Origin of the sequence: Clostridium sp. YIM B02569 (genome assembly GCF_022320765.1) — a bacterium.
GTDB classification, from domain to species: domain Bacteria; phylum Bacillota; class Clostridia; order Clostridiales; family Clostridiaceae; genus Clostridium; species Clostridium beijerinckii.
The window spans coordinates 59,169-84,656 of sequence record NZ_JAKJJX010000004.1 but is presented as its reverse complement, the minus strand read 5'-3'; the positions used below and the strand labels follow the sequence as shown (position 1 = coordinate 84,656).

Annotated in this window: 21 protein-coding genes and 1 riboswitch; of the genes, 1 reads left to right on the top strand and 20 read right to left on the bottom strand. The window is 30.0% G+C overall.

Going from position 1 to position 25,488, the window contains the following annotated elements:
- Positions 1–66: 66 nt before the first annotated feature.
- The 16 genes from L3B96_RS04740 to L3B96_RS04665 form a co-directional block, all read right to left on the bottom strand.
- Positions 67–1,839 carry a sigma 54-interacting transcriptional regulator gene (locus tag L3B96_RS04740; RefSeq protein WP_238859020.1) on the bottom strand — a complete coding sequence of 591 codons (1,773 nt, stop codon included), beginning with the start codon at positions 1,837–1,839 and terminating at the stop codon, positions 67–69.
- Positions 1,840–1,950: 111 nt separating this feature from the next.
- On the bottom strand, positions 1,951–3,246 hold the full coding sequence (locus tag L3B96_RS04735; protein WP_238859019.1) for an acyl-CoA reductase: 1,296 nt from the start codon (positions 3,244–3,246) through the stop codon (positions 1,951–1,953).
- Positions 3,243–4,340: an acyl-protein synthetase gene (locus L3B96_RS04730; RefSeq protein WP_238859018.1), complete on the bottom strand. Its 1,098-nt coding sequence runs from the start codon at positions 4,338–4,340 to the stop codon at positions 3,243–3,245. Before L3B96_RS04730 ends, L3B96_RS04735 begins: the two co-directional genes overlap by 4 nt.
- Entirely contained in the window at positions 4,337–5,821 is a 1,485-nt protein-coding gene (locus L3B96_RS04725) for an AMP-binding protein (RefSeq protein ID WP_238859017.1), read from the bottom strand. Before L3B96_RS04725 ends, L3B96_RS04730 begins: the two co-directional genes overlap by 4 nt.
- A complete protein-coding gene (locus L3B96_RS04720) occupies positions 5,818–6,060 on the bottom strand; it encodes an acyl carrier protein (RefSeq protein ID WP_012058321.1) in 243 nt (80 codons plus the stop codon). Before L3B96_RS04720 ends, L3B96_RS04725 begins: the two co-directional genes overlap by 4 nt.
- A gap of 552 nt (positions 6,061–6,612) precedes the next feature.
- Positions 6,613–8,541 carry an ABC transporter ATP-binding protein gene (locus tag L3B96_RS04715; RefSeq protein ID WP_017212824.1) on the bottom strand — a complete coding sequence of 643 codons (1,929 nt, stop codon included), beginning with the start codon at positions 8,539–8,541 and terminating at the stop codon, positions 6,613–6,615.
- A complete protein-coding gene (locus L3B96_RS04710) occupies positions 8,538–10,313 on the bottom strand; it encodes an ABC transporter ATP-binding protein (protein WP_238859016.1) in 1,776 nt (591 codons plus the stop codon). The genes L3B96_RS04715 and L3B96_RS04710 overlap by 4 nt, the downstream gene beginning before the upstream one ends.
- Positions 10,314–10,326: 13 nt before the next feature.
- Positions 10,327–10,770, bottom strand: a complete 444-nt coding sequence (locus L3B96_RS04705; protein ID WP_238859015.1) for a MarR family transcriptional regulator — start codon at positions 10,768–10,770, stop codon at positions 10,327–10,329.
- 549 nt (positions 10,771–11,319) lie between these two features.
- Positions 11,320–12,324 (bottom strand): ABC transporter substrate-binding protein, encoded by a 1,005-nt coding sequence (locus L3B96_RS04700; RefSeq protein ID WP_023976214.1) that lies wholly within the window; start codon positions 12,322–12,324, stop codon positions 11,320–11,322.
- Positions 12,305–13,087, bottom strand: a complete 783-nt coding sequence (locus tag L3B96_RS04695; protein ID WP_238859014.1) for an ABC transporter permease — start codon at positions 13,085–13,087, stop codon at positions 12,305–12,307. The genes L3B96_RS04700 and L3B96_RS04695 overlap by 20 nt, the downstream gene beginning before the upstream one ends.
- A gap of 1 nt (position 13,088) precedes the next feature.
- Positions 13,089–13,850, bottom strand: coding sequence for an ABC transporter ATP-binding protein (locus L3B96_RS04690; RefSeq protein ID WP_023976216.1), 762 nt, complete (start codon positions 13,848–13,850; stop codon positions 13,089–13,091).
- Positions 13,851–14,519: a thiaminase II gene (tenA, locus tag L3B96_RS04685; RefSeq protein WP_238859013.1), complete on the bottom strand. Its 669-nt coding sequence runs from the start codon at positions 14,517–14,519 to the stop codon at positions 13,851–13,853.
- A gap of 91 nt (positions 14,520–14,610) precedes the next feature.
- Positions 14,611–14,709: riboswitch (TPP riboswitch) on the bottom strand.
- A 51-nt stretch (positions 14,710–14,760) separates the two neighbouring features.
- Positions 14,761–16,695, bottom strand: a complete 1,935-nt coding sequence (locus tag L3B96_RS04680; RefSeq protein WP_238859012.1) for a Cache 3/Cache 2 fusion domain-containing protein — start codon at positions 16,693–16,695, stop codon at positions 14,761–14,763.
- A 208-nt stretch (positions 16,696–16,903) separates the two neighbouring features.
- Positions 16,904–18,100 carry an enoyl-ACP reductase FabV gene (fabV, locus tag L3B96_RS04675; RefSeq protein WP_238859011.1) on the bottom strand — a complete coding sequence of 399 codons (1,197 nt, stop codon included), beginning with the start codon at positions 18,098–18,100 and terminating at the stop codon, positions 16,904–16,906.
- 32 nt (positions 18,101–18,132) lie between these two features.
- A complete protein-coding gene (locus L3B96_RS04670; protein WP_026889638.1) occupies positions 18,133–18,357 on the bottom strand; it encodes a hypothetical protein in 225 nt (74 codons plus the stop codon).
- A gap of 364 nt (positions 18,358–18,721) precedes the next feature.
- Positions 18,722–19,678, bottom strand: coding sequence for a tRNA-dihydrouridine synthase family protein (locus L3B96_RS04665; RefSeq protein WP_238859010.1), 957 nt, complete (start codon positions 19,676–19,678; stop codon positions 18,722–18,724).
- A 558-nt stretch (positions 19,679–20,236) separates the two neighbouring features.
- Here L3B96_RS04665 and L3B96_RS27180 point away from each other — a divergent pair.
- Positions 20,237–20,368: a hypothetical protein gene (locus L3B96_RS27180; protein WP_275297094.1), complete on the top strand. Its 132-nt coding sequence runs from the start codon at positions 20,237–20,239 to the stop codon at positions 20,366–20,368.
- Between the two features lie 67 nt (positions 20,369–20,435).
- Here L3B96_RS27180 and L3B96_RS04660 read toward each other — a convergent pair whose 3' ends face one another.
- The 4 genes from L3B96_RS04660 to L3B96_RS04645 form a co-directional block, all read right to left on the bottom strand.
- Positions 20,436–21,053, bottom strand: coding sequence for a LysE family transporter (locus L3B96_RS04660; protein ID WP_238859009.1), 618 nt, complete (start codon positions 21,051–21,053; stop codon positions 20,436–20,438).
- A gap of 108 nt (positions 21,054–21,161) precedes the next feature.
- Complete coding sequence (locus tag L3B96_RS04655) at positions 21,162–22,637, bottom strand: PLP-dependent aminotransferase family protein (protein WP_238859008.1); 1,476 nt, start codon at positions 22,635–22,637, stop codon at positions 21,162–21,164.
- Positions 22,638–23,202: 565 nt separating this feature from the next.
- Positions 23,203–24,423: an adenylosuccinate synthetase gene (locus tag L3B96_RS04650; protein ID WP_238859007.1), complete on the bottom strand. Its 1,221-nt coding sequence runs from the start codon at positions 24,421–24,423 to the stop codon at positions 23,203–23,205.
- Between the two features lie 136 nt (positions 24,424–24,559).
- Positions 24,560–25,483: a hypothetical protein gene (locus L3B96_RS04645; protein ID WP_238859006.1), complete on the bottom strand. Its 924-nt coding sequence runs from the start codon at positions 25,481–25,483 to the stop codon at positions 24,560–24,562.
- Positions 25,484–25,488: the final 5 nt, after the last annotated feature.

The following is a 25,488-nucleotide window of genomic DNA, read 5'->3' as shown; positions in this document are numbered from 1 at the left end:
TTAAAATAAGCTGCCGTAGCTAATGAATAAATATGTATCCAATTTCTATTTAAATACGTCATATTATTAAATTTCTTCTTTTATATATTTCTGCCTCTTCCTTACAAAGGTTGATGCATCTATTCCTAGTGATTTTGCTGCAGCTCTGACATTACCATACTTGTCATATGCCTTCTTAATTAATTTCTTTTCTATGGCATCTAAGGTTTCTCTTAAATTTATACCTTCTTCAAAAGTATTTAAAGTTACAATCATGCCATTTGAGCCAATAATATTTTTAGGAAGATCTGACCTCTTTACCTTATCATCCTCACTCATTATTACAGCTCTCTCAACAATATTTTTTAGCTCCCTAACATTCCCAGGCCAATTATATTCATACATACAATTTAAAGCATCTGAAGCAAATACCTTATTGAAATTGTACTTTTTATTAAGCTGTGTGAGAAAAAAATTAATTAATGGCAAAATATCATGCTTTCTTTCTCTAAGGGGTGGAATATATAGCGGTATGACATTGAGCCTATAATACAAATCCTCTCTAAATTGTTTTTTCTTTATCATATCTTCCAGATCTCTATTGGTTGCGGCTAGTACTCTAACATCAATTTTTATGGGCTTTGTTCCTCCAATTCGTACTACTTCCATTTCCTGCAATACTCTTAGAAGCTTAACCTGCATATCCATTGGAAGTTCTCCAACTTCATCGAGGAAAATAGTCCCTCCAGAAGCCATTTCAAATAAACCTATTTTTCCTTCTTTATTTGCGCCAGTAAAAGCACCTTTTTCATAGCCGAAAAATTCAGATTCTATTAAACTTGCAGGCACTGCACCACAATTAACTTTAATAAATTGTTTTTTACTTCGCTTGCTTACTTTGTGTATATGCTTTGCTATTTGATCCTTTCCTGCTCCAGTTTCTCCGAGCATAAGAATTGTAGTGTCCACTTTGGCAATTCTATTGGCAAGCTGGATAATTTCAATAGTTTTATGATCTTCTGCAACAATTTCTGAAGTATTTAATAATTGAGTTCTCATTTCTTCGATTTCAGAAACATATTTAAGAGTAATTTCTTTATTCTTTTGAAGTTGCTCTTTTAACTCATAAAGTTGTGTTACATCTCGTACGTTTGTAACCACCATGATTATTTTTCCATTCTTATCAAAGATGGGATTACTGCTCACAAGAACCTTTACTCCTGTTTTGAATTCCTGTTGAATTGTAGTGGTTTTTCTATTCTTTAGCACTAAAAGAGTAGCCGACTGAGATATAACACCTTCTTTCTCCAGGTCTTTCATATTTCTTCCTAAAACCTCTGATCTTTTAAGTCCTGTAATACTCTCATAGGCATTATTTATCTTTATAGTATTAGCTTCCCCATCTGTTATATAAATTCCATCATAAGAGCACTCAATAATAGAGTCTAACTCAGTTAACCCTAACTTTGTATTTTTCATATCTCTACATTTTTTTGAAATTTTTTCAACCAAATCATTAATAAAATCTGTATGAGTAATTATCCCTATAATCTTATTGTTTTTATCTATAACTGGAAGACGACCAACATTATATTTCAATACATCTTCTATATTCATTTCACTATTAATTGTTATTACTTTTTTAAGATCTAAAGTTTCTAGCTTCGTATTCATTTCTAATTTATTAAAAATAGCTTTCATTAAATCTGTTTTTGTTACAATGCTAATTAACTTTCCATCTTTATCTACAACGGGTGCTCCATCTATGCCATTTTCAATAAAAAGCTTTGCTGCCTCTTCAAATGTATTATTAGGTTTTAACACCAATACCTTTTTTGTCATCAATTCTTTTACTTTCACATTCTCCACACCCTATATCTTATTTATACAAAATTTATAATTCACCAGTAACATAAATACCGTTTATAAAACAAATCTAAAGATTTATCCATTATTAAGTATTTCTCTTTTTTAATTTAGATTTAAAATTGTCCATTTAACTATTTCACTCATAAAAAGTATTCCATCCCAAGGTGAATCATATAAATTCATGAGACCAACTTTAACTAACCTATCAACACCATGCGGGCTGACTTTATTTGCAAAATTCATAATCCTGCTATTATCTTCAGAAGCTATTCCAATAGTTTGTATTCTTGGAGTTATTAGCTTGCAAATCTCCAATATATCTTCAACCTCTTTTAAAAATATAGTTATATGCTGCACAGGTTCTTCTAACATTATTTCTTTATCTATTAAAATTGTATATTTAAGGTCTTTACTGCATATTATATCTTTTTCTAAAGATAAAATATATTCCCCTCTTTTATTAATTATATTTGCAGCTGCTCCTTGATTAATTTCAAGCTTGGGATATCGTTTTAAAACCTTTTCTAATGATTGTGAAAGCATTTGTGCTGCTTCATTAATACCTACAGTAGATTTCTCAATAAATAACACTTGAGGAGAAGAGCATGCCCTTTGATCAAAGCTTATTATATCCTTTGCAAAATTATCGAAGGTTTTAGTTATCTTAAGACTTTCCATGGCAGATTTTTCAAATACAGCAAAGGAATATTTAGGGCCAAATATAACATCCTTACATGTGGTCTTCTTAGGAAGAACTGACAATGTGTTCACGGCTTCTTCACCGCCGCATATTACTCTTACATCCGCTACCTGTGACATTTCAGTATTTAATTTTAAATCATTACTCGAAAAATTTATAATTGAAATACTCTTTAATAAGGTGCTTCCATAATATTTTTCTCCTCTAAAATTAATTACAATATCTTTTAAAGGTTTTAGAAGTTCAATTACAATATTTATACTACCAATAGGTATCCTGCATAAATTAACATTTCTACAAATAATGGCTTGAACTAAATAATATATTGGAAGAGTAGGAACATTGCCAGCCATGAAATGACACACTATCCCTCTAGGTTGAGCCTTCATAAATTTATTATCTGCTGTTTCTATAAAATCATCTAGGAATTCTTGTTTTCTTAGATCTTGGTGTAAGAGCTTCTTAATATTGTCTTTCTTTAGCCATAATATCAAAAAAGGCACACCTTCATAACTTAAAAACTTTCTATCACTACATAATATTTTACTATATTCATTAATTATTTCAATCATAGCTTCGCATGGATATGAATAAATTGTTTCTCTATTTTTATTAAGCTCTTCTATAATTTTATCTAAACTTTGAAGATTCTTAGGTTCCTCATAAAATTTATCTCCTAACATAAAGCAGCTTATCATTTCTTGTCCCTCTTTTCTGCAAAAGTATCTCCACATCCTCTTGTTTCAGATTTTTCTACTCTATCTTTAAACTTAAAGTATTTTCCCTTTCTTCCACATTTACAATCATCTATACCTGCAAATTCACCTATATCTTCAGTTAATATAGCCTGGCCCGGATAACTTGAAGTAATGGCGCTCATGACTTCAATAAATCCACATTGGCCTATTTCTACCTCTTTAAGCGTTAAGAAATCTCGTATAATAATTTCTCCAAAGTCAGGAACATGTTTATATCCGAATTCACAGTCAAGAAAAACTACGCCTAACTGTTCGACCATTCCATAAAAGTCAATTATGTTTTCAGGATCAGTTCCAAATACTTCAGCTACAGATCTATTAAACTCTTTCTTTTCAACTTTTTGGGCATTTAATTTTTTCCAGCCTCCGCTATGAAGTATTTTAATTTTCGGCATGTTTAATTTTATATTTTTTTCTTTTAGTACGTTAACAAACCTAGTCCAGATAATATAAGTAAATCCATATACTAATATATCTGTATCTTTGTACTTTTCTTCAAATTCTTTAAGTCGTTCTATATTAAGTATAATGTTATCATCTACCAAATCCATAACATAAGTTAAACTTTTTCCAAAACCGCTTACTCCTCTTATTGCCGCGCCTCTTGCCGTTAAATATTCGCTTTTTTTATTAATTTCTTTGCTATCAATTATTAGCATTGGTCTTCTATATGATCCTAAAAAACTTGTTAGAGTTGATATTAATCCTTGAGATTGTCTTATAGATGTTTCCTTATCAATAAATATCTTGCTAGGAATGTTTCCAGTCGTGGAACTTGAGTTTAATATTCTAACTACACTTTCTTCACTACAAGTCCTAAGCTCAAAATGCTTAAACATATTTACAGGAATAAATGGAATCTCTTCAAGAGAATTTATATCATTTATATTAACTCCTAGTTTTTTATACATAATGCTTAAATTTTCATTTATTCTACTTTTCTCTATTTGTGGCTTTATAATGCTCAAAAGCTTTTTTTCTTTATCCTTTTGCAGACACTTAAATTGCTCATTATTTATAATTTCATCTATCATTTCAGATCCCCCATCATTACTTTACCAGAAGAATTTTTTGGAATTCCATCTAAAAACACCACATATTTAGGTAATTTGTAGGACGGCAATTTATCTTTGCAATATTCAATTATATACTTTTCATCAACTTTTAAAACTTCATCATTTAGTACTACAAATGCTTTTACCGCTTCCCCTAATATATCGTCTTGAACTCCAATTACTGCTGATTCTATAACGCTTGGAATTTGAATTATGATATTTTCAATTTCTTTAGGACTTATTCTATTTCCACCACTTTTTATGATTTGTTTTTCCCTTGCCACAATATAAATATAACCATCTTCATCTACTGTGGCCAAGTCACCGGTATATAAATAACCATTTCTAATGACCTTTCTCGTTTCTTCTTCATCGTTAAAGTAACCCTTCATTATATTTTCACCAAAAGCCACTACTTCACCTATTTCATCCACTTTTACTTCATTTCCTTCTTTATCAATTACTTTAAGCAAAGTTCCAGGAATGCCTTTACCTATTGAACCCATTTTTTCATCAAGCATATTAGGTGGAAGATACGAAAGTCTTGCAGTTGCTTCAGTTTGTCCATACATTATGAATATTTGTGCATTGTTCTTAAGAGCTTGTTTTAGTTCTTTAATAAAACTATCAGGGAGTCTTCCTCCTGCTTGAGCCACGTATCTTAGACTTTTCAAATTTCTATCTTTAATACTAGATTTTCTAAGTAAAATTTGATAATTACTTGGAACTCCAGCAAAACCTGTACATTCATATTTTTCAATATCATCTAGAACTGTTTCTGGGAACATGAATTTATTATTTATTACTAAGCTACCGCCAACTCTTAAATGTGTATGGAGCAACGATGTCCCAAAGCAATAGTAAAATGGTAAGACAACTTCTATCCTATCCTCGCTATTTAATTTTAAATATTCTATTATGGAATTAGTATTATGACAGAGATTATGATGCGTAAGCATTACTCCTTTTGGTCTTGCTGTTGAACCAGATGTAAATAATATTACAGCCACACTATTTTTAAAATCAATCTCTTTTTCTTCTCTATTATTACTAGCACATTCTTTATCTAATAGAAGATTATTTAATTTTTCTTCAGTAACTATCTTAATATCTTTATTAATCAAACTTCGCATATTATCTAAGAAACGTTTTTCAATAAAAATCGCTTTAGGATTGCAACTATTAATTATATACTCAATATCATTCTTACTTAGAGTAGGATTTAGGGGTACACAAGTGCACCCACTTTTTATTATTCCAAAGTAACTTTCTATAAAAAAAGGTGAATTCTCACTTATTAATAGAATCTTATCTTCCTTTACTATATTAATTTTCTTTATATTATGAGATATCATCAGTACCTTACAGTACAAATCACTATAGCTGATATTTTTCTTATCAATTATTGCAGTTTTGTTAAGCCCTGAGGAGAATTCAAAAACATAGTCAGTAAAGGTCATATTTCAACCCCATATTTTCTCAATGTATTTTTGATATCTCCTATAGTATATAGCCTTGAAATATCTTGAACTGCCATAGATATTTCAAATTCTTCCTCAAGGGCTACTACTAGTTCAATATGGCTAAGTGAATCCCATGCCTCAATTTCGTCTGGGCCAAAACCGTCTTCAATTTCATCTAAATTTTCAATACTCCAAACAGATTTTATTATTTTGTTGAAAGTTCCTAAATTACTCATTTCTAATTCCTCCAATATTTTTTATTCTTCAAGCATATTTAAAGCAAGAATTATGCCAATAATTCCAGGTAACTACTTTTTGTTTTAGTATGAGTAATTTAATTTATTTTTTAATGTGTACATAAATATCCAATTCAACTTATTAGATAGATGTATTTACAAAGTTGCTAAAATTTTAACTTTATATCTTCACTAGAAATACTAAATATATTTGTGAAGAAAACATTTGAAAATGAGCTGTTAAAAGTTCTTAGCTGTAGGTTGTTCCATTTTAGCCTGTCAAACTAAAAGTTGGAGCATGCTAAAGTGGATACAACCTGCTGCTTAGAACTTTCAGCGATATTTTCATAGCTTTTCGGAATCAAAATATTTATTATTTCGGTAAGTTATCACATAAATGTAGTTTTAAAGTTGTATATCTATATGTTGCAATTCACAATTACGTGTAAAATTCTTGCAATATTTTTAGAATTATAAAAATCCACTTTCTTGTATAAAATAAAGGATAGTATACAATATTACTATCGTCTACTATCCTTAAAATATTATAATTTACATTACTTCACTATCTAAATTTGCTCCAGAGAATTGGCTGTTGTAAAGATCTGCATAGAAACCTTTCTTTGCAAGAAGTTCATTATGGTTACCCATTTCTATGATACTTCCCTTATTCATAACTAGAATTAATTCTGCATCCCTAATTGTAGAAAGCCTATGTGCAATAACAAAACTTGTTCTGCCTTTCATAAGTTCTGTCATAGCTTTTTGTATATAAACTTCTGTTCTTGAGTCAACACTACTTGTAGCCTCATCAAGAATCATTATAGTAGGATTTGCTAGAATTGCTCTAGCTATTGTAAGAAGCTGCTTCTGGCCTTGAGATATATTAGAAGCCTCTTCGTTTAATATTGTATTATATCCATCTGGAAGAGTTTTAATAAAGTGATGAGCATGTGCTGCTTTTGCTGCCTGGATAACTTCTTCCTCAGTAGCACCTTCTCTGCCATAAGCTATGTTATCCATTATAGTTCCGTTAAATAACCATGTATCTTGAAGAACCATACCAAACATATTATGAAGTGCACCTCTTTTTATATCTCTGATATCTACACCATCGATCATTATCTTACCAGAATTTATTTCATAGAAACGCATAAGTAAGTTAACGAGTGTAGTTTTACCTGCTCCAGTCGGTCCTACAATTGCAATTGTATGACCTTGTTTAACATCAAGGTTCATGTTTTCAATAAGTGGTTCTTCTGGTTTATAGCTAAAATCAACATTATCAAATTTAACTTCACCTTTAGGGAATTCTATAATCTTAGCATCAGCAGTATCTGAAATCTCCTCAACTTCATCTAAAAGTTCAAAAACCCTTTCTGCAGATGCAACTGTTGATTGAATTATATTAGCAATATTAGCAGTTTGAACTATTGGTTGAGTAAACTGATTTGAATATTGAATGAAAGCTTGAATATCACCAATACTAATTTTTCCGAGTGTTGCTAAATATCCACCTACAACACAAACTATTACATAACCTATATTACTAACAAATCTCATCATTGGCATTATTATACCTGATATAAATTGTGCTTTCCATCCAGCCTTATAAAGTCTATCATTAATATTTTCAAACTCTTTTATTGAATCTTTTTCATGTCCAAAAACCTTAACTATTTTATGTCCTGTATACATTTCCTCTACATGACCATTAAGTTCTCCTACTTCTTTTTGTTGAGCAGCAAAAAACTTTTGAGAATGCTTAGCAACAAGTGTTGTTATTACAATATAAAGTGGTAATGTTAATATTACTACTAATGTCATTATTGGACTTATAGTTAACATCATGATAATAACACCAACAATAGTTACTATAGATGTAATAAGCTGAGTCAAACTTTGTTGAAGTGTTGTTGAAATATTATCAACATCATTTGTTACACGGCTTAAAATTTCACCATGAGTTCTTGAATCAAAGAATTTAAGTGGTAAACGTGAAATTTTATCTTCAACTTCTTTTCTTAGGTTGTATACTGTTTTTTGAGCAACCCCTGCCATAATATATTGTTGAAGGAAGCCAAAAAGTGTACTGATTACATATAAGCCAAGTAGTAATAAAAGAATATCTCCTATATATTGAAAATCAATCCCCGGTACTGGTATATTACCTGGTTTTCCTGCTTTAAGTAATGCAGCATTTTGAGACATTACAGTAAATTTTCCTACTAATCCTTCAACTAATCTAGTTATAGCTTTACCTGAAATTTTAGGTCCTACTATATTAAATATAGTACTCGCTATAGCAAATATAAAAACTAAAATGAAATTCATTCTTTGTGGTTTCAAATAATTTAAAAGTCTTTTTAATGTCCCTTTAAAATCCTTAGCTTTTACTTTTGGGCCAGCAAAAGATCCCATTGGACCACCGCCAAAACCGCCACCTGATCTTTTATTTACTCTATTACGATTTTCACTCATGATAATTCCTCCTCTGAAAGTTGTGATGATACAATCTCAGAATATACCTTACAACTGTTTAATAGCTCTTTATGAGTTCCAATACCTGCAATTTGTCCTTCATCTAAAACTATAATTCTATCTGCATCCATAACAGTTGCAACTCTTTGAGCTACAAGAATTACAGTTGATTTTACTGTTTCCTTTTTTAATGCTGCACGAAGTCTTGCATCTGTTTTAAAATCAAGGGCTGAAAAACTATCATCAAAGATGTATATCTCTGGTTTTCTAACAAGAGCACGTGCTATTGATAAACGTTGCTTTTGTCCTCCTGATACGTTAGTTCCTCCTTGAGCAATTAAATGCTCATATCCATCATCCATTCCATTTATGAAATCTGTTGCTTGAGCTACTTCTGCTGCATGTTTAATTTCTTCCATACTAGCATCGTCTTTACCATATTTTATATTTTCAGCAATAGTTCCAGAGAAAAGCACAGTTTTTTGAGGTACAAAACCTATTTTAGCTCTTATACTTTCCTGACTCATTTCCCTTACATCAATACCATCGACAAGCACTGAACCACTCGTAACATCGTAAAAACGTGGTATCATATTAATTAATGTCGATTTTCCTGAACCAGTACCACCAATTATAGCTGTTACTTCTCCAGGTTTCGCACTAAATGATATATTGCTAATAGCTTCTTGCTCTGCACCTTGATAGCTAAAACTTACATCTTTAAATTCAACATAACCGCCTTCATTTTCATTTAATAATGGCTTTTTAGGATCTACAATTTCAGATTCCATATCTAGTACTTCATTTATTCTAACTGCTGAAGCTTGAGCTCTTGGAATCATTATAAATACCATACCAAGCATTAAGAAACCAAATAAAATCTGCATTCCATATTGCATAAAGGCTATTAAAGATCCAACTTCCATATTCCCTGAATCTATTCTTATACTTCCAAACCAAATTACTGCTACAGTTGTAGCATTCATGATAAACATCATTATTGGCATTAAAATTGCCATAATTTTATTTACTTTTATAGCATTATTCATTAAATCTTTATTTGCATCGTCAAATCTAACCTTTTCAGTATTTATACGATTGAAAGCACGAACTACTCTTATTCCTGTAAGACCTTCACGTAATACCAAGTTTAATTTATCTATTTTAACCTGCATTAATTTAAATAAAGGCATTGCAAATTTTAAAGTTAGGGCTATTATAACTGCAAGTAGTGGGATTACTACTGCAAAGATCCATGTTAGAGTTACATTCTCTCTTAAAGCCATAACAACTCCGCCTAAAGCTGTTAATGGTGCGAAAAGTGCAATTGAAAACATCATTATTGTAACTGATTGAACCTGTGTAACGTCATTTGTAGTTCTTGTTATTAAAGTGGCTGTTCCAAATTTATCAAATTCATTTAAGGAAAAACTTTCAACTTTTGCGAATAACTTATTACGAATTATTTTAGCAAAGCCTATTGCAGTTCTTGAAGATAAAAATGATGCAATAATTGCACAAATTGCACCTCCAAGAGATACAAGCAGCATTAATCCTCCTATTCTTAGAATATAATCAACTCCACTATACTCACCGTTATAACCTAAAAATGATATAGTCTGAACCACATCTTTTTGAACAATTCCTTTATCAACTATATCAGCCATTAATGTAGGCAGATATAAGTTTGCAATTACTTGTGTAAAAACTAATAAAACAATTATTATTATATTAACTGTATACTGTTTTAAAAATCTAAACAATTTAATCATTAGCGCACTCTCCTTAATTAGCGTTATTTTCACTTAAAAGTCTTTTGAATATTATTAGTCCCTCAGAAATTTTATTAAGCTCTTCTTGTGTTCCTTGATTTAGTATACTCTCAATATTATGTTCAATTTGTTTATTAAAATTCTTATGAATTTCAATGAATTTTGGAGATATACTTACATAGACAACTCTCTTATCATCTTCACTTCTTTCTCTTATAACAGCCTCTTGTTCTTCAAGCTTATCGATAATACCTGATACTGTACTATTGGGTAAATGCAGCTGCTTACTTAATTCAGTCACTTTCATTTTCTTATTTTTATATAAAAGTCCAATAACCATCCCCTGTGGAGCTGTCATTCCAGTCCGCTCAATTATTTTTTTCATATTTAATCTAAATAAACTCATTACTTCTTGAAATAATCTTGATACTTCTATACTTTCATTAATAATCTCCATATAATTCCCACCCCTTTTATATTTCGCTTTCAAACATTTCGTGTACGAATATTTCGCTTTCGAAATAAATTATATATCTCTAAATATATTTTGTCAATTAATTAAAATAAAAAACTCCAAAAACCAGAAATTTCTCACTGATAATCTCTAAATTCAATTAGTTTATAAAGTATAATTTTAAATAAAATAAAAAAAGATACCGAATTACAATAAATTCAGTATCTTTTTTAAAATAATTTCTCAGTTTTTATCTAAATATGGATAAATAACTTAAGAATTAAACTTATTAGATGAACAGATTAACAAAGTTGCTAAAACTTTAAGTTCATATTTTCACTAGAAATCATAAATATATTTGTGGAGAAAACATTTGAAAATGAGCTGTTAAAGGTTCTTAGCTGTAGATTGTTCCATTTTAGCTTGTCAAACTGAAAGTTGGAGCATGCTAAAGTGGATACAACCTGCTGCTTAGAACCTTCAGCGATATTTTCATAGCTTTTCGGAATCAAAATATTTATGATTTCGGTGAGCTATACGCATAAGTATAAATTATTGAAACACATCTTTACTATCTACATCAGCTTGAAGTAAATTCTTATCTTTTAGCCATTTAATGTTGTTATTCCAATTCTCTTTATCTTGACTTAAGAATTTACCACTTTCATTTTCCATAAGAGGTAAAAGTATCTCTAAGCTCTTCTTTTCTGTCTCTTCATCTAATGGGAAACTTTCATTTTGAGCCTTCAATATTAAATCTAAAGCCTTATCAGGATTCTTTTGAGTATATTCAAATCCTTTTTTAGCAGCTCCTAAGAACGCTTGTATTGTATCATTATTATTCTTAATTGCGTCATCGCTTGCAACAAATGCTAATTCGTAGTTATTTGGCACGCCAAAATCTGATGGCGCAAAAGTTTCTAATTCAATACCTTTTTTCTCTAATAATATTTTTTCATGGTTTATATATCCACCTATAATTGCATCAACTTGTTTTGTTTCGATTCCAGGCATTAAGTCATATCCAACATCTACAAATTCAACCTTTGATGGATCTCCACCAGCTTGTGCTACCATTGCTTTAACAGTTTCTTTATCAATATCAAAAGATGCATATCCAACTTTCTTTCCTTCTAGATCCTTTAATGTTTTAACTCCTGAATCTTTACGAACCATTAGTTGATTTAATGAACTTCTAACTATCGCTCCAACGGATTTAATAGGAATATTTTCGCCTCTTGCTAAGATAATTTGTTTAGGATAGCTTATTGCTAAATCAGCTTTTCCTGCTGCTACTAATTTAATTCCATCATCTGTACCTGCAGGTGTAATTAAGTTAACCTTTAATCCTGCTTCTTTAAAGTATCCTTGCTCTTCTGCTGCATATAAGAATGAATGTACTGCATTTGGATACCAGTCTAAAAGAACATTAACTTCTTTAAGTTCTTTGGTAGCACTCTTGTCTTCCTTATTATTGGAAGCACTAGAGCACCCGCTAAATACTAAACTAACTAACATAATAAATAGTAAAAATATACTAAGCTTTTTTAATTTCATGATTGTCCTCCTTCAATCCTCTTCTGTATTTTAATAAAATCTTTTCTAGCAAGAATCCTACGGAAAATAGAATTAATCCTAGAAATGATAAAACTAACACTCCTGCGAAAACAGAATCTGCCTGAAGCATTCCTGCTGCTCTCTTAATATATATACCTAATCCCTTTTCAGCACCTAGCCATTCTCCAATGGTAGCCCCTGAAATACTATAGGTTGCAGCTATTTTAAAACTGCTTAAAAAATTTGGTAATACTGAATTCATATGGAGTTTAAAAAATATTTGAAATCTATTTCCTCCAAGAGCTTTTAAAACATCCTCTAAATCTCTATCTACACTATTTAATCCATCTAATGTACTTATAACTATAGGGAAAAAACAAAATAATATTACTACTGCTACCTTTGACCATATGGTATATCCAAACCACATAACCATAATTGGAGATAAAGCTATAGTCGGAATTGTTTGAGAAAAAATTATAATTGGATATAAAGTTTTCGAAACATTTCTCCAAAGGTATATGGAAAGTGCACAAGATATACCTATAATTACGGACGCAATAAGCCCTAATAGTGCTTCACCTAGTGTGATAAGAGAATGTTTATATATTAAATCTTTTTGATCTACTAAAGCCTTTATGATTTCAGAAAATCTAGGCAAAATAAAATTCGGCACCTTAAAATATGGTATTATAAATTCCCATGTCAAAATTATAATTACCAAAAATATTAAAGGAAATATATAGTCTTTAATTTTTTTCATTCTATATCCCCCCTTTATTTTCTTCTAAGGAGTCAAGAACATTTAAAATATCTCTTTTTAGCTCAATAAACTCACTAGAAAGTGTGGTCTCATAATTCCTTGGTCTTTCAATATTTACATCTATAGATTTTAGATTTCTATATGGAAGCTCCGTACAAATAAGAATTCTATCTGATAAAAGCAAAGCTTCCTCTATATCATGAGTTATCATAAACACAGTATTACTTTGTCTTTGACAAAGATCTAAAAGCCATGACTGCATCTTTCTTCTTGTTAACGCATCTAGAGAAGAAAATGGCTCATCTAATAAAATTATGGAAGGATTATTTACTATTGCTCTTAAAAATGAAGCTCTCTGCCTCATACCACCTGATAATTCATGTGGATAATATTTTTCAGTTCCTTTAAGTCCAAAATCCTCAAAGTATGTAGCTGCCACTTTTCTAGCTTCTTTCTTACTATAACCATTTAATTCAAGTCCAACTGCTGTATTGTCGAGAATATTTCTCCATGGCATTAAGGAATCTTTTTGAGGCATATATCCTATAATATTTTTATTGCCATCTTTTAATATATTTATATTGCCCTTTTGTGGCTTTAATAGTCCTAAAATTAATCGAAAAAGGGTACTTTTGCCTGTGCCACTAGGTGCAATAATAGTGACAAATTCATTTTTATTTATATCAAAAGATAAATCATCTACTATTAATTTTCCAGAATCCTTATATCCAAAGGATAAATTATTAATTTCCAATGCTTTCATCTAAATAACCCAACTTTCCTTTTTGTAGCACCCATCCCAAAACATATATTCATATTTTGAAGATATAATAAAAATTTCTTCTAATTTTTGAAGTTGTCTTTCTGGAAGCCCTTCTGCTAGTTTATCCATAAGTTTTACGCACCAATCATTTTCTTTGTTATATTCTTCTGTTGCATATGTAAGTATCCATTCACTATAAAGTGGATGCTCTAATGCCTTACTATTCTTTGCTAAGGTTTTTCCGATAAATGCATAGCTCCACATACATGGAAGTAATGCTGCTACTAGTTCTGCTAAAGATCCTTCTGATGATACCTGTAGCATAAACTTTGTGTACGACAAATTACTTGCATTTGGCTTTGTAGCCTCTAGTTCTTCCTTAGTTATTCCAAACTTCTTAGCATATTCAGTATGTGCATCCATTTCAATATTTACTATAGCATTTGCACATTTGGCAAAGGCTTGTATATCTTCTAATGAATCTGCTTTAACCATACCTAATGCGAAAAGCTTTATATAATCTATTAGATAAACATAATCCTGCTTAACATAAAAGCAAAACTTATCTTCTTTTAAAGTTCCCTCACTAAGTTCCTTAAGAAAAGGATGCTCCAAGCATGCTTCCCAAATAGGTTTACCTTTCAATAATAATCTTTGTGAAAATTGCATAAAAAAACTCCTCCCAAACAGTACTAAAATACCATTGAAAAGAGTTAATAATCTAATTAAATTGTAAATCTACTACCTTTAGATTTAGCTTTATATTATCTTATAACTTCCCTTCGCTGGCATTACCCAGTGCAGGTTCAAAGGGTCTGAAAAACTCATCTCAGCCATTACGGCTCCCCTAGTGCTCGTCTAAATTTTATACTCAAAGCTTAAAAATGTCAATAAAAATTTACCATCTTCTTTAGCTATATATATCTGAAAACTCAATATTAATATTTTCAACCTTAGATTGGTTTGCATAACCATTCTTGCTTTTCTTACCTTCATCTTCTGGTACGATCTTAACAGGAAGACATATAATAAACTCTGTACCTTCTCCATAAACGCTTTTTACTTCTATTGTTCCTTCATGCATCTCAACTAAGGCTTTAACTATGGATAACCCAATTCCACTACCTTCATGACTTCTATTTAATAATCTCTCTACCTGCTTAAATCGTTGGAAAAGCTGCGATACTTTTTCCTCTGGAATTCCTCTTCCTGTATCTTTTACAGAGATAACTATATGATCATCCATATCATATAAATTAACACTTATTTTATCTCCTGGTTCAGTGAATTTAGTAGCATTGGAAATCAGATTGAGCAAAATTCTTTCTAGCTTTTCCTCGTCAAAAGCCATAATTTTTTCTTCATTATCTGTATCAAATATTATTGTTCTAGACATATACTCTACATATTCAGCGGTTGATTGTGTTATATCCTCTACAACTTGTACTATATTGCCATTTTTCAATTCTAGTTTCATATAACCTGAATCAATCTTTGTTATATCTATAAGATTATTCACCAATCTTACCAACCTATAACAGTTTTGCTTTATACTATTTGTATAATTCTTCATTTTCTCAGTATTTAAATTCTCATCTCTATTTATAAGTACATTAAACAACTGCGCTGTTGAAAATATAATATTTAATGGTGTCCTTAATTCATGTGACATATTAGCGATAAATTCTGTTTTTAACTTTTCATACTGCACAGTTTCTTCTAATAATCTTTTATTTTCTGCAAGCATATTATTAAAACTATTTGCTAAAACTCCTATCTCATCTTTACTATCTATATTACATCGTATTGTCAAATCGCCTTTACTCGCTATCTCCATACAGGATTTTAACTTATTAATAGGCTTAACTAATGTATTAGCTAAAAATAATGCTATAATTCCGCTTAAAATAATAATTATTCCCCCAGTAGCTATTGTGGTAGTCAAAATTGATTTTGCTGAAGAGTTTAATTCCTCATAATCTGCTGTAGTAACTACATACCAATGCCAAGCTTCAAAATACTGATAATATCCTACCTTTTTAACTCCGTTATAAGTGTACTCAATCATTCCACTTTTTTCATTATGCATTTTTTGAACAAAATCATAATCACTTACATTTTTCCCACTATCAGATGGATGAAGAATTACATTTCCTTCAGAGTCTAGTATGTACGCATATCCAGTCTTTCCTAATTTTATATTGCTTAATGTCTTGTCCAAATAATCATTACTAATTTTATTTCCTAACCCTATTGCCCCTATTACTTTTTTATCTTTATCCAATATTGGCTTCATTCTTGTTAAATATCCAATTCCTTCTATTCTAATATCGCCAATATATTCTTCATTATTTAGTGTCTTTTTATAAGCTTCAGTATCGCTTGAAATATATGTACCTAATATTCTATTACCATTATTAAATACGGTAGTAGAAACCCTTATTAGTTTATCATCTTGTAATAAAAACATTGTTGCTATAGTACCTGTTGATTGTTTTAGTTTATCAACTATAGTATTATCTAAGGATATTCTTTGATTTCCTGAATATAAAACTGGTAAGTTAAAATCTCCAACTTTTACGATTTCATTGTAATCAACTCTCATATCAGCTAAATTGTTTAATACGTTATTTGCAAAATTTAAATCTCCATAAGATTTCTCAGTAAGCAAATCATTTCTTACACTCAAAGTTGTAATAATTGATTCTGTTAAACGTTGACTTTTTTCGTTAACCTCTTTAAAAACTGCTTTGTTAGATTTATTCCCAATTAACAACCCCAATACACTTACAGCAAATACAATTAAGATCAAATAGCTAATGATAAGCTTATATTTTATTCTCATTTCAAAACACTTCTCCCTAGTTAATTATATTTATTAACACTAAAATCAAATACGACCATAATATACATAGCTATTTGATTTATTGCATACCCGGATAATTATACCACAGGCGCAATGTTTTTTGAAATATTATTATCTCTCTAAAATATATTTATAAAAAAAATAAGAAGTACCCTTTTGATACTTCTTAACATAAACATTAATTAATCTATTGTTCTAGCCTTTTTAATGCTTCTATATCAATGTCTTCACTATAATTGACTCCATCAATTTCAAAACCATTTAACTGCATAAATTCCTTTTTATATCCGTCATAATCCGATAATATTTTAAAATTATCTGGAGTTATTTTTTCCCACAATTCATTAACTTCACTTTGTACATCTTCCCTAAGTTCCCAATCATCCATTCTTAATCTTCCACTATCATCAAATTCAAGTGGATTTTCTGCATATATTTTATCAGCAAACATTCTTTGCATCTGCATAATGCAGTTTTCATGTAAATTCTTTTCTTTCATTACTTTATATAATACCGCTGCATACAATGAGAAAGAAGGTATATATGCACTTGCCTTAGTTACAATTGCTTTATTTACAGAAACAAAAGCCTTTCCATTAATCTTCTTTTTCCACTCTTTATCTATTTGAATTGCAGTATTTTCAAGATGGCGTTTAGCCTCTCCTATTGTACCTTCCCTATAAATTTTATATGTTCTTGATGCTCCAATATATGAATACGAAATTGTTATAGCCTTCTCAGAGAGGCAATCATTTTCAAGAAGTAGCGTACACCACTCGCTCCAATCTTCACCTCCCATTACTTTTTTTGTTGCTTCTATCTCTTTATCAGTTGCTGAATTAACTTTAGTCGTAACTAATTCATCTTTCTCCATATCAATTGTCGGACCCTGAAATTCTCCAGATGTAGTTTTTAAAGTTGAATCGTATATATTACCTGTCTTAGGATCTTTTCTTCTTGGCGATGCTAAACTATAAATGAGTAAATCAATTTTTCCAAACTCATTCTTTATATATTTTATAACATTTTCTTTTACTTCATCTGAAAATGCATCTCCAATAAAGTTTTTTGCAATAAGTCCTTCTTTTTCTGCAAACTCTTTAAAAAATATATTATTATACCAACCTGCAGTCCCTGTTCTCCTATCTGTAATTCCTGTTTCAAATGAAACTCCAATTGTATCAGCTTTCGCTCCACCAAAGGCTAAAGAAATTCTTGTAGCAAGGCCAAAACCTGATGATGCTCCAATAATAAGCACTTTCTTAGGGCCATGAAATTGCTTTGCATTCTTACAGTATTCGATTTGGTTTAGTACTTCTTTTCTACATCCATATGGATGGCTTGTTTTCGCTATTCCCTTAATTAATTCAGGTTTAAATATCATTCTATATCCTCCATTTATAAAATCTTCTTTAGCTAGTCTTTGTAAATCTTCGATAATATACTCTCCAGCGAATCACTTAAATATTTTTGATATTTCTTATTAGTTATATGAATCTCTATTTCATTCTTCTTTAGTATATCCACTAAGATTTTGTTTTTGGCATTTAAATCTGCCACTGCGAGAACAAGGTTTGCGATAATGTTTTGCATATCCGCATTTTTACCCCTGTATTTCTCAATTATTTCTTTAACGCCCATATAATCACCCCCTGATACAATAAATTATAAAAATATCAGTGATTATATTCCAAATTTTATAAATATATATTTTGCAATTGACAATGCACAATTTTTAATTCACAATGCATATTTCACAATTCATTATAATTCTAAAATTATTGCAATATTTTTAGAATTATAATGAAGAATTATTTTTCCAATATATATTATTCCTATTAATGTATCTTTATAGCAATATTCTAATTATAACTATTTTACGCTTATTTTCTATAATAAACAGTAGTTAAGTATAAATTTCATTTATACAAAAATTTATCTAATTAAAAATCATCTTAATCTATAATATAATTTAAGAATTAAAACTTATATGATAATTGAACCATTAAAATCCATGTATATCTGTTTTCTTTATATCAAGTTCCTGAAACATGCTTGATATGATTCCTTTATATTCCTGTAAACTACTAGTCTTTCTTATCTTTTTAGCATATTTATCACTATTAGTAAAGATATGTATCATATAAAACCATAATTCTTTCATTTTAAATAAGACATTTTTATCACCTGAAAGAACTTCTTCATATCCTATGCAGACTTTATCATGAAATGCCTTTATTAACTCTTTATCCATAAGACGATTGGTCTTAATTTCTTCAATCAATCCCGGATTTGCAATAAGTCCTCTACCAAGCATTACTGCTTCAAGCTTTGGATGAGCTTCGGATAATTTCTTATAATCTTCTACATTAAAAATATCACCATTATAACAAATAGGATTTTTACTTAATGCCAATGCATCCTTAAACACTTTCATGTTAGGCTTATTTTTATAAAAGTCTGTCTGAATTCTTGGATGAATTATAAGCTCCTCTAAAGGATATTTATTAAAGATTTCAATTAACTCATAAAATTCATCTGGCGAATCCTTTCCAATTCTTGTCTTTATGGAAATTTTGCTTGACGCATTTGAAAATATATCCTCTAAAAATTCATCGAGCTGCTTTCTTTGTGCAAGAAATCCTGATCCCTTATGCTTTGCAACAACAGTGCCAGATGGGCATCCTAAATTTAAATTAACTTCATCATATCCAAATTTACTCAACTGATTTACAGTATCAATGAAATACTCAGAATTATTAGTAAGTATCTGAGGAATCACATTAATTCCTTCATTATGCTCAGGTAATACATCGTTTAGCTCTCTAGAAGTAAAGCTTTTATTTTTAGTTGGTGATATAAATGGCATAAAGTACTTATCAATTTGTCCAAAAAAAGTTTCATATGCATTCCTATATACATATCCAGTAACACCTTCTAATGGTGCAAAATAATATTTCATATCATGAATCTCCTCATTAAGTAAGTAATTTCACCTTTATTGTATCCAACAAATACATTTTTGTATATAGATATATCAGCTATAATCCATACTTATGTGTATAGCTCGCCGAAATCATAAATATTTTGATTCCGAAAAGCTATGAAAATATCGCTGAAGGTTCTAAGCAGCAGGTTGTATCCAATTTAGCATGCTCCAACTTTCAGTTTGACAAGCTAAAATGGAACAACCTACAGCAAAGAACCTTTAACAGCTCATTTTCAAATGTTTTCTTCACAAATATATTTATGATTTCTAGTGAAGATATGACTTTAAGTCTTAGCAACTTTGTAAAAATATTCATCTAATAAGTCTATTTTATTGAATATATATCTGTTCTATATGACTATGAAAATTTCACAAATATTTATCAAATTTCTCTACCAGAGATATTTCAATTTTTCAATGAAGAACCTTATAGATAACCCAACTATAAGTTAGATCTACACCATGAAATATATCCAAACTAGAAATAAGAATTATGCTTTTGCGAAATGTTTCATTAGGAATTTGATGGTTTTGATTCTTAGATTAAAAGTTGTTCCAAGTATGCTAGTTCAAAGCTCGCCTTTGAGGCTAGCATCTTGGGCGCAACTTGTAATCTTAGAATTATCCATCATAATTTCCTTAGAAACTGGAGCAACAGCATAATCCTTATTTCGGCGAGTTGTATGCATAAGTTTAAGTCTCACTTAGGTTATCTATAGCCACAAAAAAGCTATAAATATATTGCTTCAATAAATGAGTATCCTAATTTTAAGCCATAGAATATAAGTACTAGTCCACAAACTATGTTAATCCATTTAATTATTTTATTAAATTTATTGCTAAACTTTCCTACAAAGCCTGCAAGACTACTAAACCATATGGCTGATGCCATGCAGACCCCCACTATAAAGTACTTTGACATTTCTGCTGGAAGTGAGGCATTAAATCCACCTAATAATAAAGATCCATCAATTATTGCCTGGGGATTAAGCCACGTAACAGCAAAGCAAGAAATAGTAATCTTAATAAATGAATTATCACTTAGCTTATTATCTTCTAATATTTGTGAAGATGTTCTTATTAATCCAGCTCCTATGTAAATTATAACGACAAATCCAAATAGAAGTATTGCCAATTTTAATATATGGTATTTTTGAATAAGCGCCCCTATTCCAAAAAAGCACGAAATCGCTAATGAAATATCAAATAAGATAGTTATAAGTGCAACTTTATATGTTTCAGCCTTACTTTTTTGCAGAGCAGTGTTTATTACATATAGGTTTTGTGTTCCTATTGGTGCTACATAAGCAAGTCCAAATAGAAGCCCTTGTAATAAGTATTTAATCATAATTTACCCCCTTTATTAGTTCTTTTCTTATTTTAACTAATAAAATATAAAAAGTCCCCAACCAAGATATTAGTTTATTACCCAACCAAAAGCAGCTATTGAAAAAAATCAATAGCTGCTTTTGGTTATATCATTAAAATAGCTCTTTTTTATCAATTCTGATAATATCTTTAAACCCTTTTCTAACTCTCCCAGTGAAGCATATGAATATGAAATTCTTAAATTTTGACTATTAGAAAAATCATAAATATTTCCCGGATTAATCAATATTCCTTTCTCATAAGATAATTCAAATAGTTTATTTAATGATAATGATTTCTTTAATTTTAGCCAAATATAAAATCCACCCTGTGGTTTGCTCCACGTTGCTATACCATCAAAATACCTCTTTAAAATATCTAGTGTCACATCTCTTCGAATTTTTAGCTGATTTCTTAGCTGTAATAAATATTCATCATATAAGCCATTATCAATCAATTCAGCTAAGACTTCCTGAGATAAAGAACTTGTTCCATAATCCATCTGCATCTTAAGATCACTTAAATGTTCAATTACATTTTCTGGTCCAACTAGCCAACCAACTCTAAGGCCTGCCGCTATAGATTTTGAAGCCGTGCCTAAATACATCACATTTCCATTTTTGTCTTTTGATTTTAACGGTAGCGGCGGCTCTTTATCTAACCATAGTTCTCTATATGCGTCATCTTCAATAATAGGAATTCTTTCCTTTGAGCATATTTCTAAAATTTCATTTCTTCTCTCTTCGGTCATTACAATTCCTGTAGGATTTTGAAAAGTGGGTATAGTATATAATAAAGTTGAATTATCATTTTTCTTATTTTTTATAATTTCATTTGGCTTGATTCCAAAGTTATCCATTGAAACACTATTTAAATTCATTCCATATGATTGAAATAAATTAAGTGAACTCAAATATGAAGGCTTTTCAACAAGTATTGTAGATCCACTCTTTAAAATTCCCATAGAAATTAACTGCAGTGCTTGCAATGATCCGGATACAATTAATATTTTTGATGGGGAAACATTTATGTTATGCTTTTTCAGATACTTGCTTATTGTTTCTCTTAAATGTAGTGATCCTTTTGGTTCCTCATAACCTAAATCTTTTACATTTTCTGAAACTTTGTTTAAAATCACTTTCATCATATCATAAGGATATAAATCACGCGAAAGCTCTCCAGTTCCTAATCGTATCATTCCATCCTTAAATTCTAATTGATTTATTTTTTGAATTGTAGGTAAATTGGGCTTTTGTATGCCACTTAAAATATAATTTTGCCATTTTAATGGTGAAATAGATGTAATTAGAGACCAAGTATTATTAACTATAACAGTTCCTACACCACTTTTACCTTCAATTAGTCCTTCTGCTTTTAATTCATCTAAAGCCTCCACAACAGTACTTCTATTTACTTCAAATATTTTTGACAGCTCTCTTTGTGTTGGCAGTTTACTACCTACATCCCATTCCCCCGTTGATATCATCGTCTTAATATAATTAACTATTTGCTGATATAATGGAATAGATGACATTTTATTTGGTTTCCAATTAACATTTAACATATAACTCCTATAATATATAGATAACCCAACTAAGACCTGAACTTATGCATATAACTCGCCGAAATGAATAATATACTTTTGTTCCAGTTTCTAGGTAATTCTGATGGGTGATTCTAAGGCTATAAAGTTGCACCAAAATGCTAGCCCCACAGAACAAGCTTTGAACTAGCACATTTGGAACAACTTATAGCCAAAGAATCACATCCATCAAAATTACCAATGAAACATTCCACAAAAGTATATTACCCATTTCTAGTTGGGATATATTTCATAGTATAAATCCAACTTATAATTGGCTTATCTATCTAAATATCCAACTTTAAAACTATATTCATGTGGTAACTTACCGAAATCATAAATATTTTGATTCCGAAAAGATATGAAAATATTTATAATTTCTAGTGATGATATGTACTTGAAATTTTAGTAACTTTGTAAATATATTCATCTAATAAGTCCAAGTCATATATTGTTTATCTATAACAACTATGCTATTTATTTTAAATAAATTAATGATGGTATGCAAATTTGAGATTTAAATTATTTGTAATATTCAATCCTTATTTCAACATTTTACAATAGTATCTCTAGATACTCCATAACTTAAATAACAATTATCAGGATTGATCTTTCTAAGTATATCCTCTATAAACTCATCAGTACTCTTTAATAGAAGACTATTATCTTTATAATACTCCGCCTTATTATTATCTATCTGGTCTAGGCATGTTATTGCAATAGATTTACTTACATTGATTTTTTTATTTTTGCTCTTGAAGCTAATCTTATTATAATCATTTTCTATATTCTCTGATAATAAATCTATGTCTAGTGGTGCGAATCTTAAAACACCTTGAAATTCATTTTGAATATTAGTTAAATCTGTAATATTCTTGTATGGCTTCTCTTTTATTTCATTTGGCAATGGTCCTGCCCCATGTCTTGTTAAATAGCTCCTTGTTACATAGATTACTTCTATATCCAGTTCACAGAACTTTGCTTTTTCTAACAAATCTATCGCATTGCTTAAACCTGTTTTAGAATGGGTCACATAAGGAAAATATTTATAGTCCTCCGATAGCATTAATCCTTGTGCGCCTTCGAATATAGGAGTTTGATAATTTTCTAAAATACTTTCTATATTAGATAGCTCTATCTTTGATTTAAAATTATTATCAACATCATAAATAAAATGTTCTATTATATTTGCATCAAATAGTATATTTATTAAATTATCATTGGAAGACTTTAAGTTTAACTGTTCAATCCTCTTATCTATATATTCTTTTTTTATAAGCTCCAGCTTATCTTTATAATTTCCGCTAAAAATATCACCGCAGGTTATTTTATATCTATCCATACTATTTCTTACAATTGACTCATTATACCCTAGTCCGCAACTTCCATGTTTATTATTTCCTCTATGTCTTTCTAATATCTGATTTAATATCATGTCTTGTGGTATAACTACAGGGCAATTTGAATCTATCATTGTATATGGAATAATTCCTATTTTATTAAGTTCATCATATTCTTTTATAAATAATAAAGGATTGACTGAAAAATAACTGGTTAAAAAAGTTGGAATACCTTGTAAGCTTCCTGCTCCAAAATGTCCAAATACATGTCTTTCACTATCTGGTGTAACTACAGTATGACCTGCTTGAGCAGATGAATTGAACCGAATCACAACCGGGTTTTCATTTATAGAACACATGTAATCTGTCATTAGTCCTTTTCCTTCATCACCAAAATTAGAACCTATTATCACTTTTATAGATTTCATGCCAAGCTCTCCTTTCATAATATTAAACATGGAGCTGTTCCATTAAGAAAATCGGCCACAGTATGTTGTATTAGAATTTTTAAATTTAATACAGTATATTGTAGTTTTTATTCTTTGTGGCACAGCTCCAATAACATTAAAACTTTACAAGTCCATTATCATCTTTTGCATTTGGAACTAATTCTTTTATAGCATTTCTTATTATTAAGCTTGTACTTCCATCCCAACTATCAGAAACATTATCCTTGTCTTCTCCAGTTAATACTTGTAGTGTTGATACTATAAGTTCAGGCAATTTTGTATAATCTGACAATCTCAAAACTCTTTGACCTAAAATATCATTCCATGACTTTATTACTTCATCTGGCTGATAACGCATATGACTTCCTTCTTCAATAATAATATGAAATACTTCATATTGCTTAGATACAAGCCTTAATAAATCGTGTGCTGACATACTATCAGTTTGTATTGCATCTCCAAAGACTTTTTTTATTTCATTTTTAAGAACAGTCTTAGGACACTCCTCATCTCCTATAGTAAATAGATATCCCTTTTTTCCTCTTTTTATAAAATTATCACATTTTGTATGCATTCCAGCAAACCACCAAGGTAAAGTATAACTTTCAGAGTTATTTCCTCCACCTCCATGTTCCACATAAATTTTAGTTAACTCTTTTGCAATTCTTATATCAGCTTCAAATTGAGTCACCTGTAAAGGGGCTGAATCATATTTAACATCACCAATTCCAATAAACATGATATGTGGGTCAGAAACAGGCTTTCTACTATATACTTCAGTAGCTAATTTTTCTAAGCCTTCCCTTGCAATGCTATCTGCAATTATGCCCATTGAACCAGTTACATCAAGTCCAATAATAATTGGTGTTGAGTTTGGGTTGTCACTGCTGTCACAACTTTCTCTAAAACTTACTTTATACGGATTTAAACTTGGATCAAGTTTCCTCGCTGCAAAGACATCATCTACTGTTTTCTTTCCTTTTATAGTTGCACTTGCGTAACTATCCCAAGCTTTTGAATCCCATCTTCCTGTTCCCATTTTAA

Bases quoted from the DNA above. Each gene is read 5' to 3' on its own strand.
- L3B96_RS04735 (WP_238859019.1), bottom strand. From the start codon at position 3,246: ATGATAAGCTGCTTTATGTTAGGAGATAAATTTTATGAGGAACCTAAG.
- L3B96_RS04730 (WP_238859018.1), bottom strand. From the start codon at position 4,340: ATGATAGATGAAATTATAAATAATGAGCAATTTAAGTGTCTGCAAAAG.
- L3B96_RS04725 (WP_238859017.1), bottom strand. From the start codon at position 5,821: ATGACCTTTACTGACTATGTTTTTGAATTCTCCTCAGGGCTTAACAAA.
- L3B96_RS04720 (WP_012058321.1), bottom strand. From the start codon at position 6,060: ATGAGTAATTTAGGAACTTTCAACAAAATAATAAAATCTGTTTGGAGT.
- L3B96_RS04715 (WP_017212824.1), bottom strand. From the start codon at position 8,541: ATGAGTGAAAATCGTAATAGAGTAAATAAAAGATCAGGTGGCGGTTTT.
- L3B96_RS04710 (WP_238859016.1), bottom strand. From the start codon at position 10,313: ATGATTAAATTGTTTAGATTTTTAAAACAGTATACAGTTAATATAATA.
- L3B96_RS04705 (WP_238859015.1), bottom strand. From the start codon at position 10,770: ATGGAGATTATTAATGAAAGTATAGAAGTATCAAGATTATTTCAAGAA.
- L3B96_RS04700 (WP_023976214.1), bottom strand. From the start codon at position 12,324: ATGAAATTAAAAAAGCTTAGTATATTTTTACTATTTATTATGTTAGTT.
- L3B96_RS04695 (WP_238859014.1), bottom strand. From the start codon at position 13,087: ATGAAAAAAATTAAAGACTATATATTTCCTTTAATATTTTTGGTAATT.
- L3B96_RS04690 (WP_023976216.1), bottom strand. From the start codon at position 13,850: ATGAAAGCATTGGAAATTAATAATTTATCCTTTGGATATAAGGATTCT.
- tenA (WP_238859013.1), bottom strand. From the start codon at position 14,519: ATGCAATTTTCACAAAGATTATTATTGAAAGGTAAACCTATTTGGGAA.
- L3B96_RS04680 (WP_238859012.1), bottom strand. From the start codon at position 16,695: ATGAGAATAAAATATAAGCTTATCATTAGCTATTTGATCTTAATTGTA.
- fabV (WP_238859011.1), bottom strand. From the start codon at position 18,100: ATGATATTTAAACCTGAATTAATTAAGGGAATAGCGAAAACAAGCCAT.
- L3B96_RS04670 (WP_026889638.1), bottom strand. From the start codon at position 18,357: ATGGGCGTTAAAGAAATAATTGAGAAATACAGGGGTAAAAATGCGGAT.
- L3B96_RS04665 (WP_238859010.1), bottom strand. From the start codon at position 19,678: ATGAAATATTATTTTGCACCATTAGAAGGTGTTACTGGATATGTATAT.
- L3B96_RS04660 (WP_238859009.1), bottom strand. From the start codon at position 21,053: ATGATTAAATACTTATTACAAGGGCTTCTATTTGGACTTGCTTATGTA.
- L3B96_RS04655 (WP_238859008.1), bottom strand. From the start codon at position 22,637: ATGTTAAATGTTAATTGGAAACCAAATAAAATGTCATCTATTCCATTA.
- L3B96_RS04650 (WP_238859007.1), bottom strand. From the start codon at position 24,423: ATGAAATCTATAAAAGTGATAATAGGTTCTAATTTTGGTGATGAAGGA.
- L3B96_RS04645 (WP_238859006.1), bottom strand. From the start codon at position 25,483: ATGGGAACAGGAAGATGGGATTCAAAAGCTTGGGATAGTTACGCAAGT.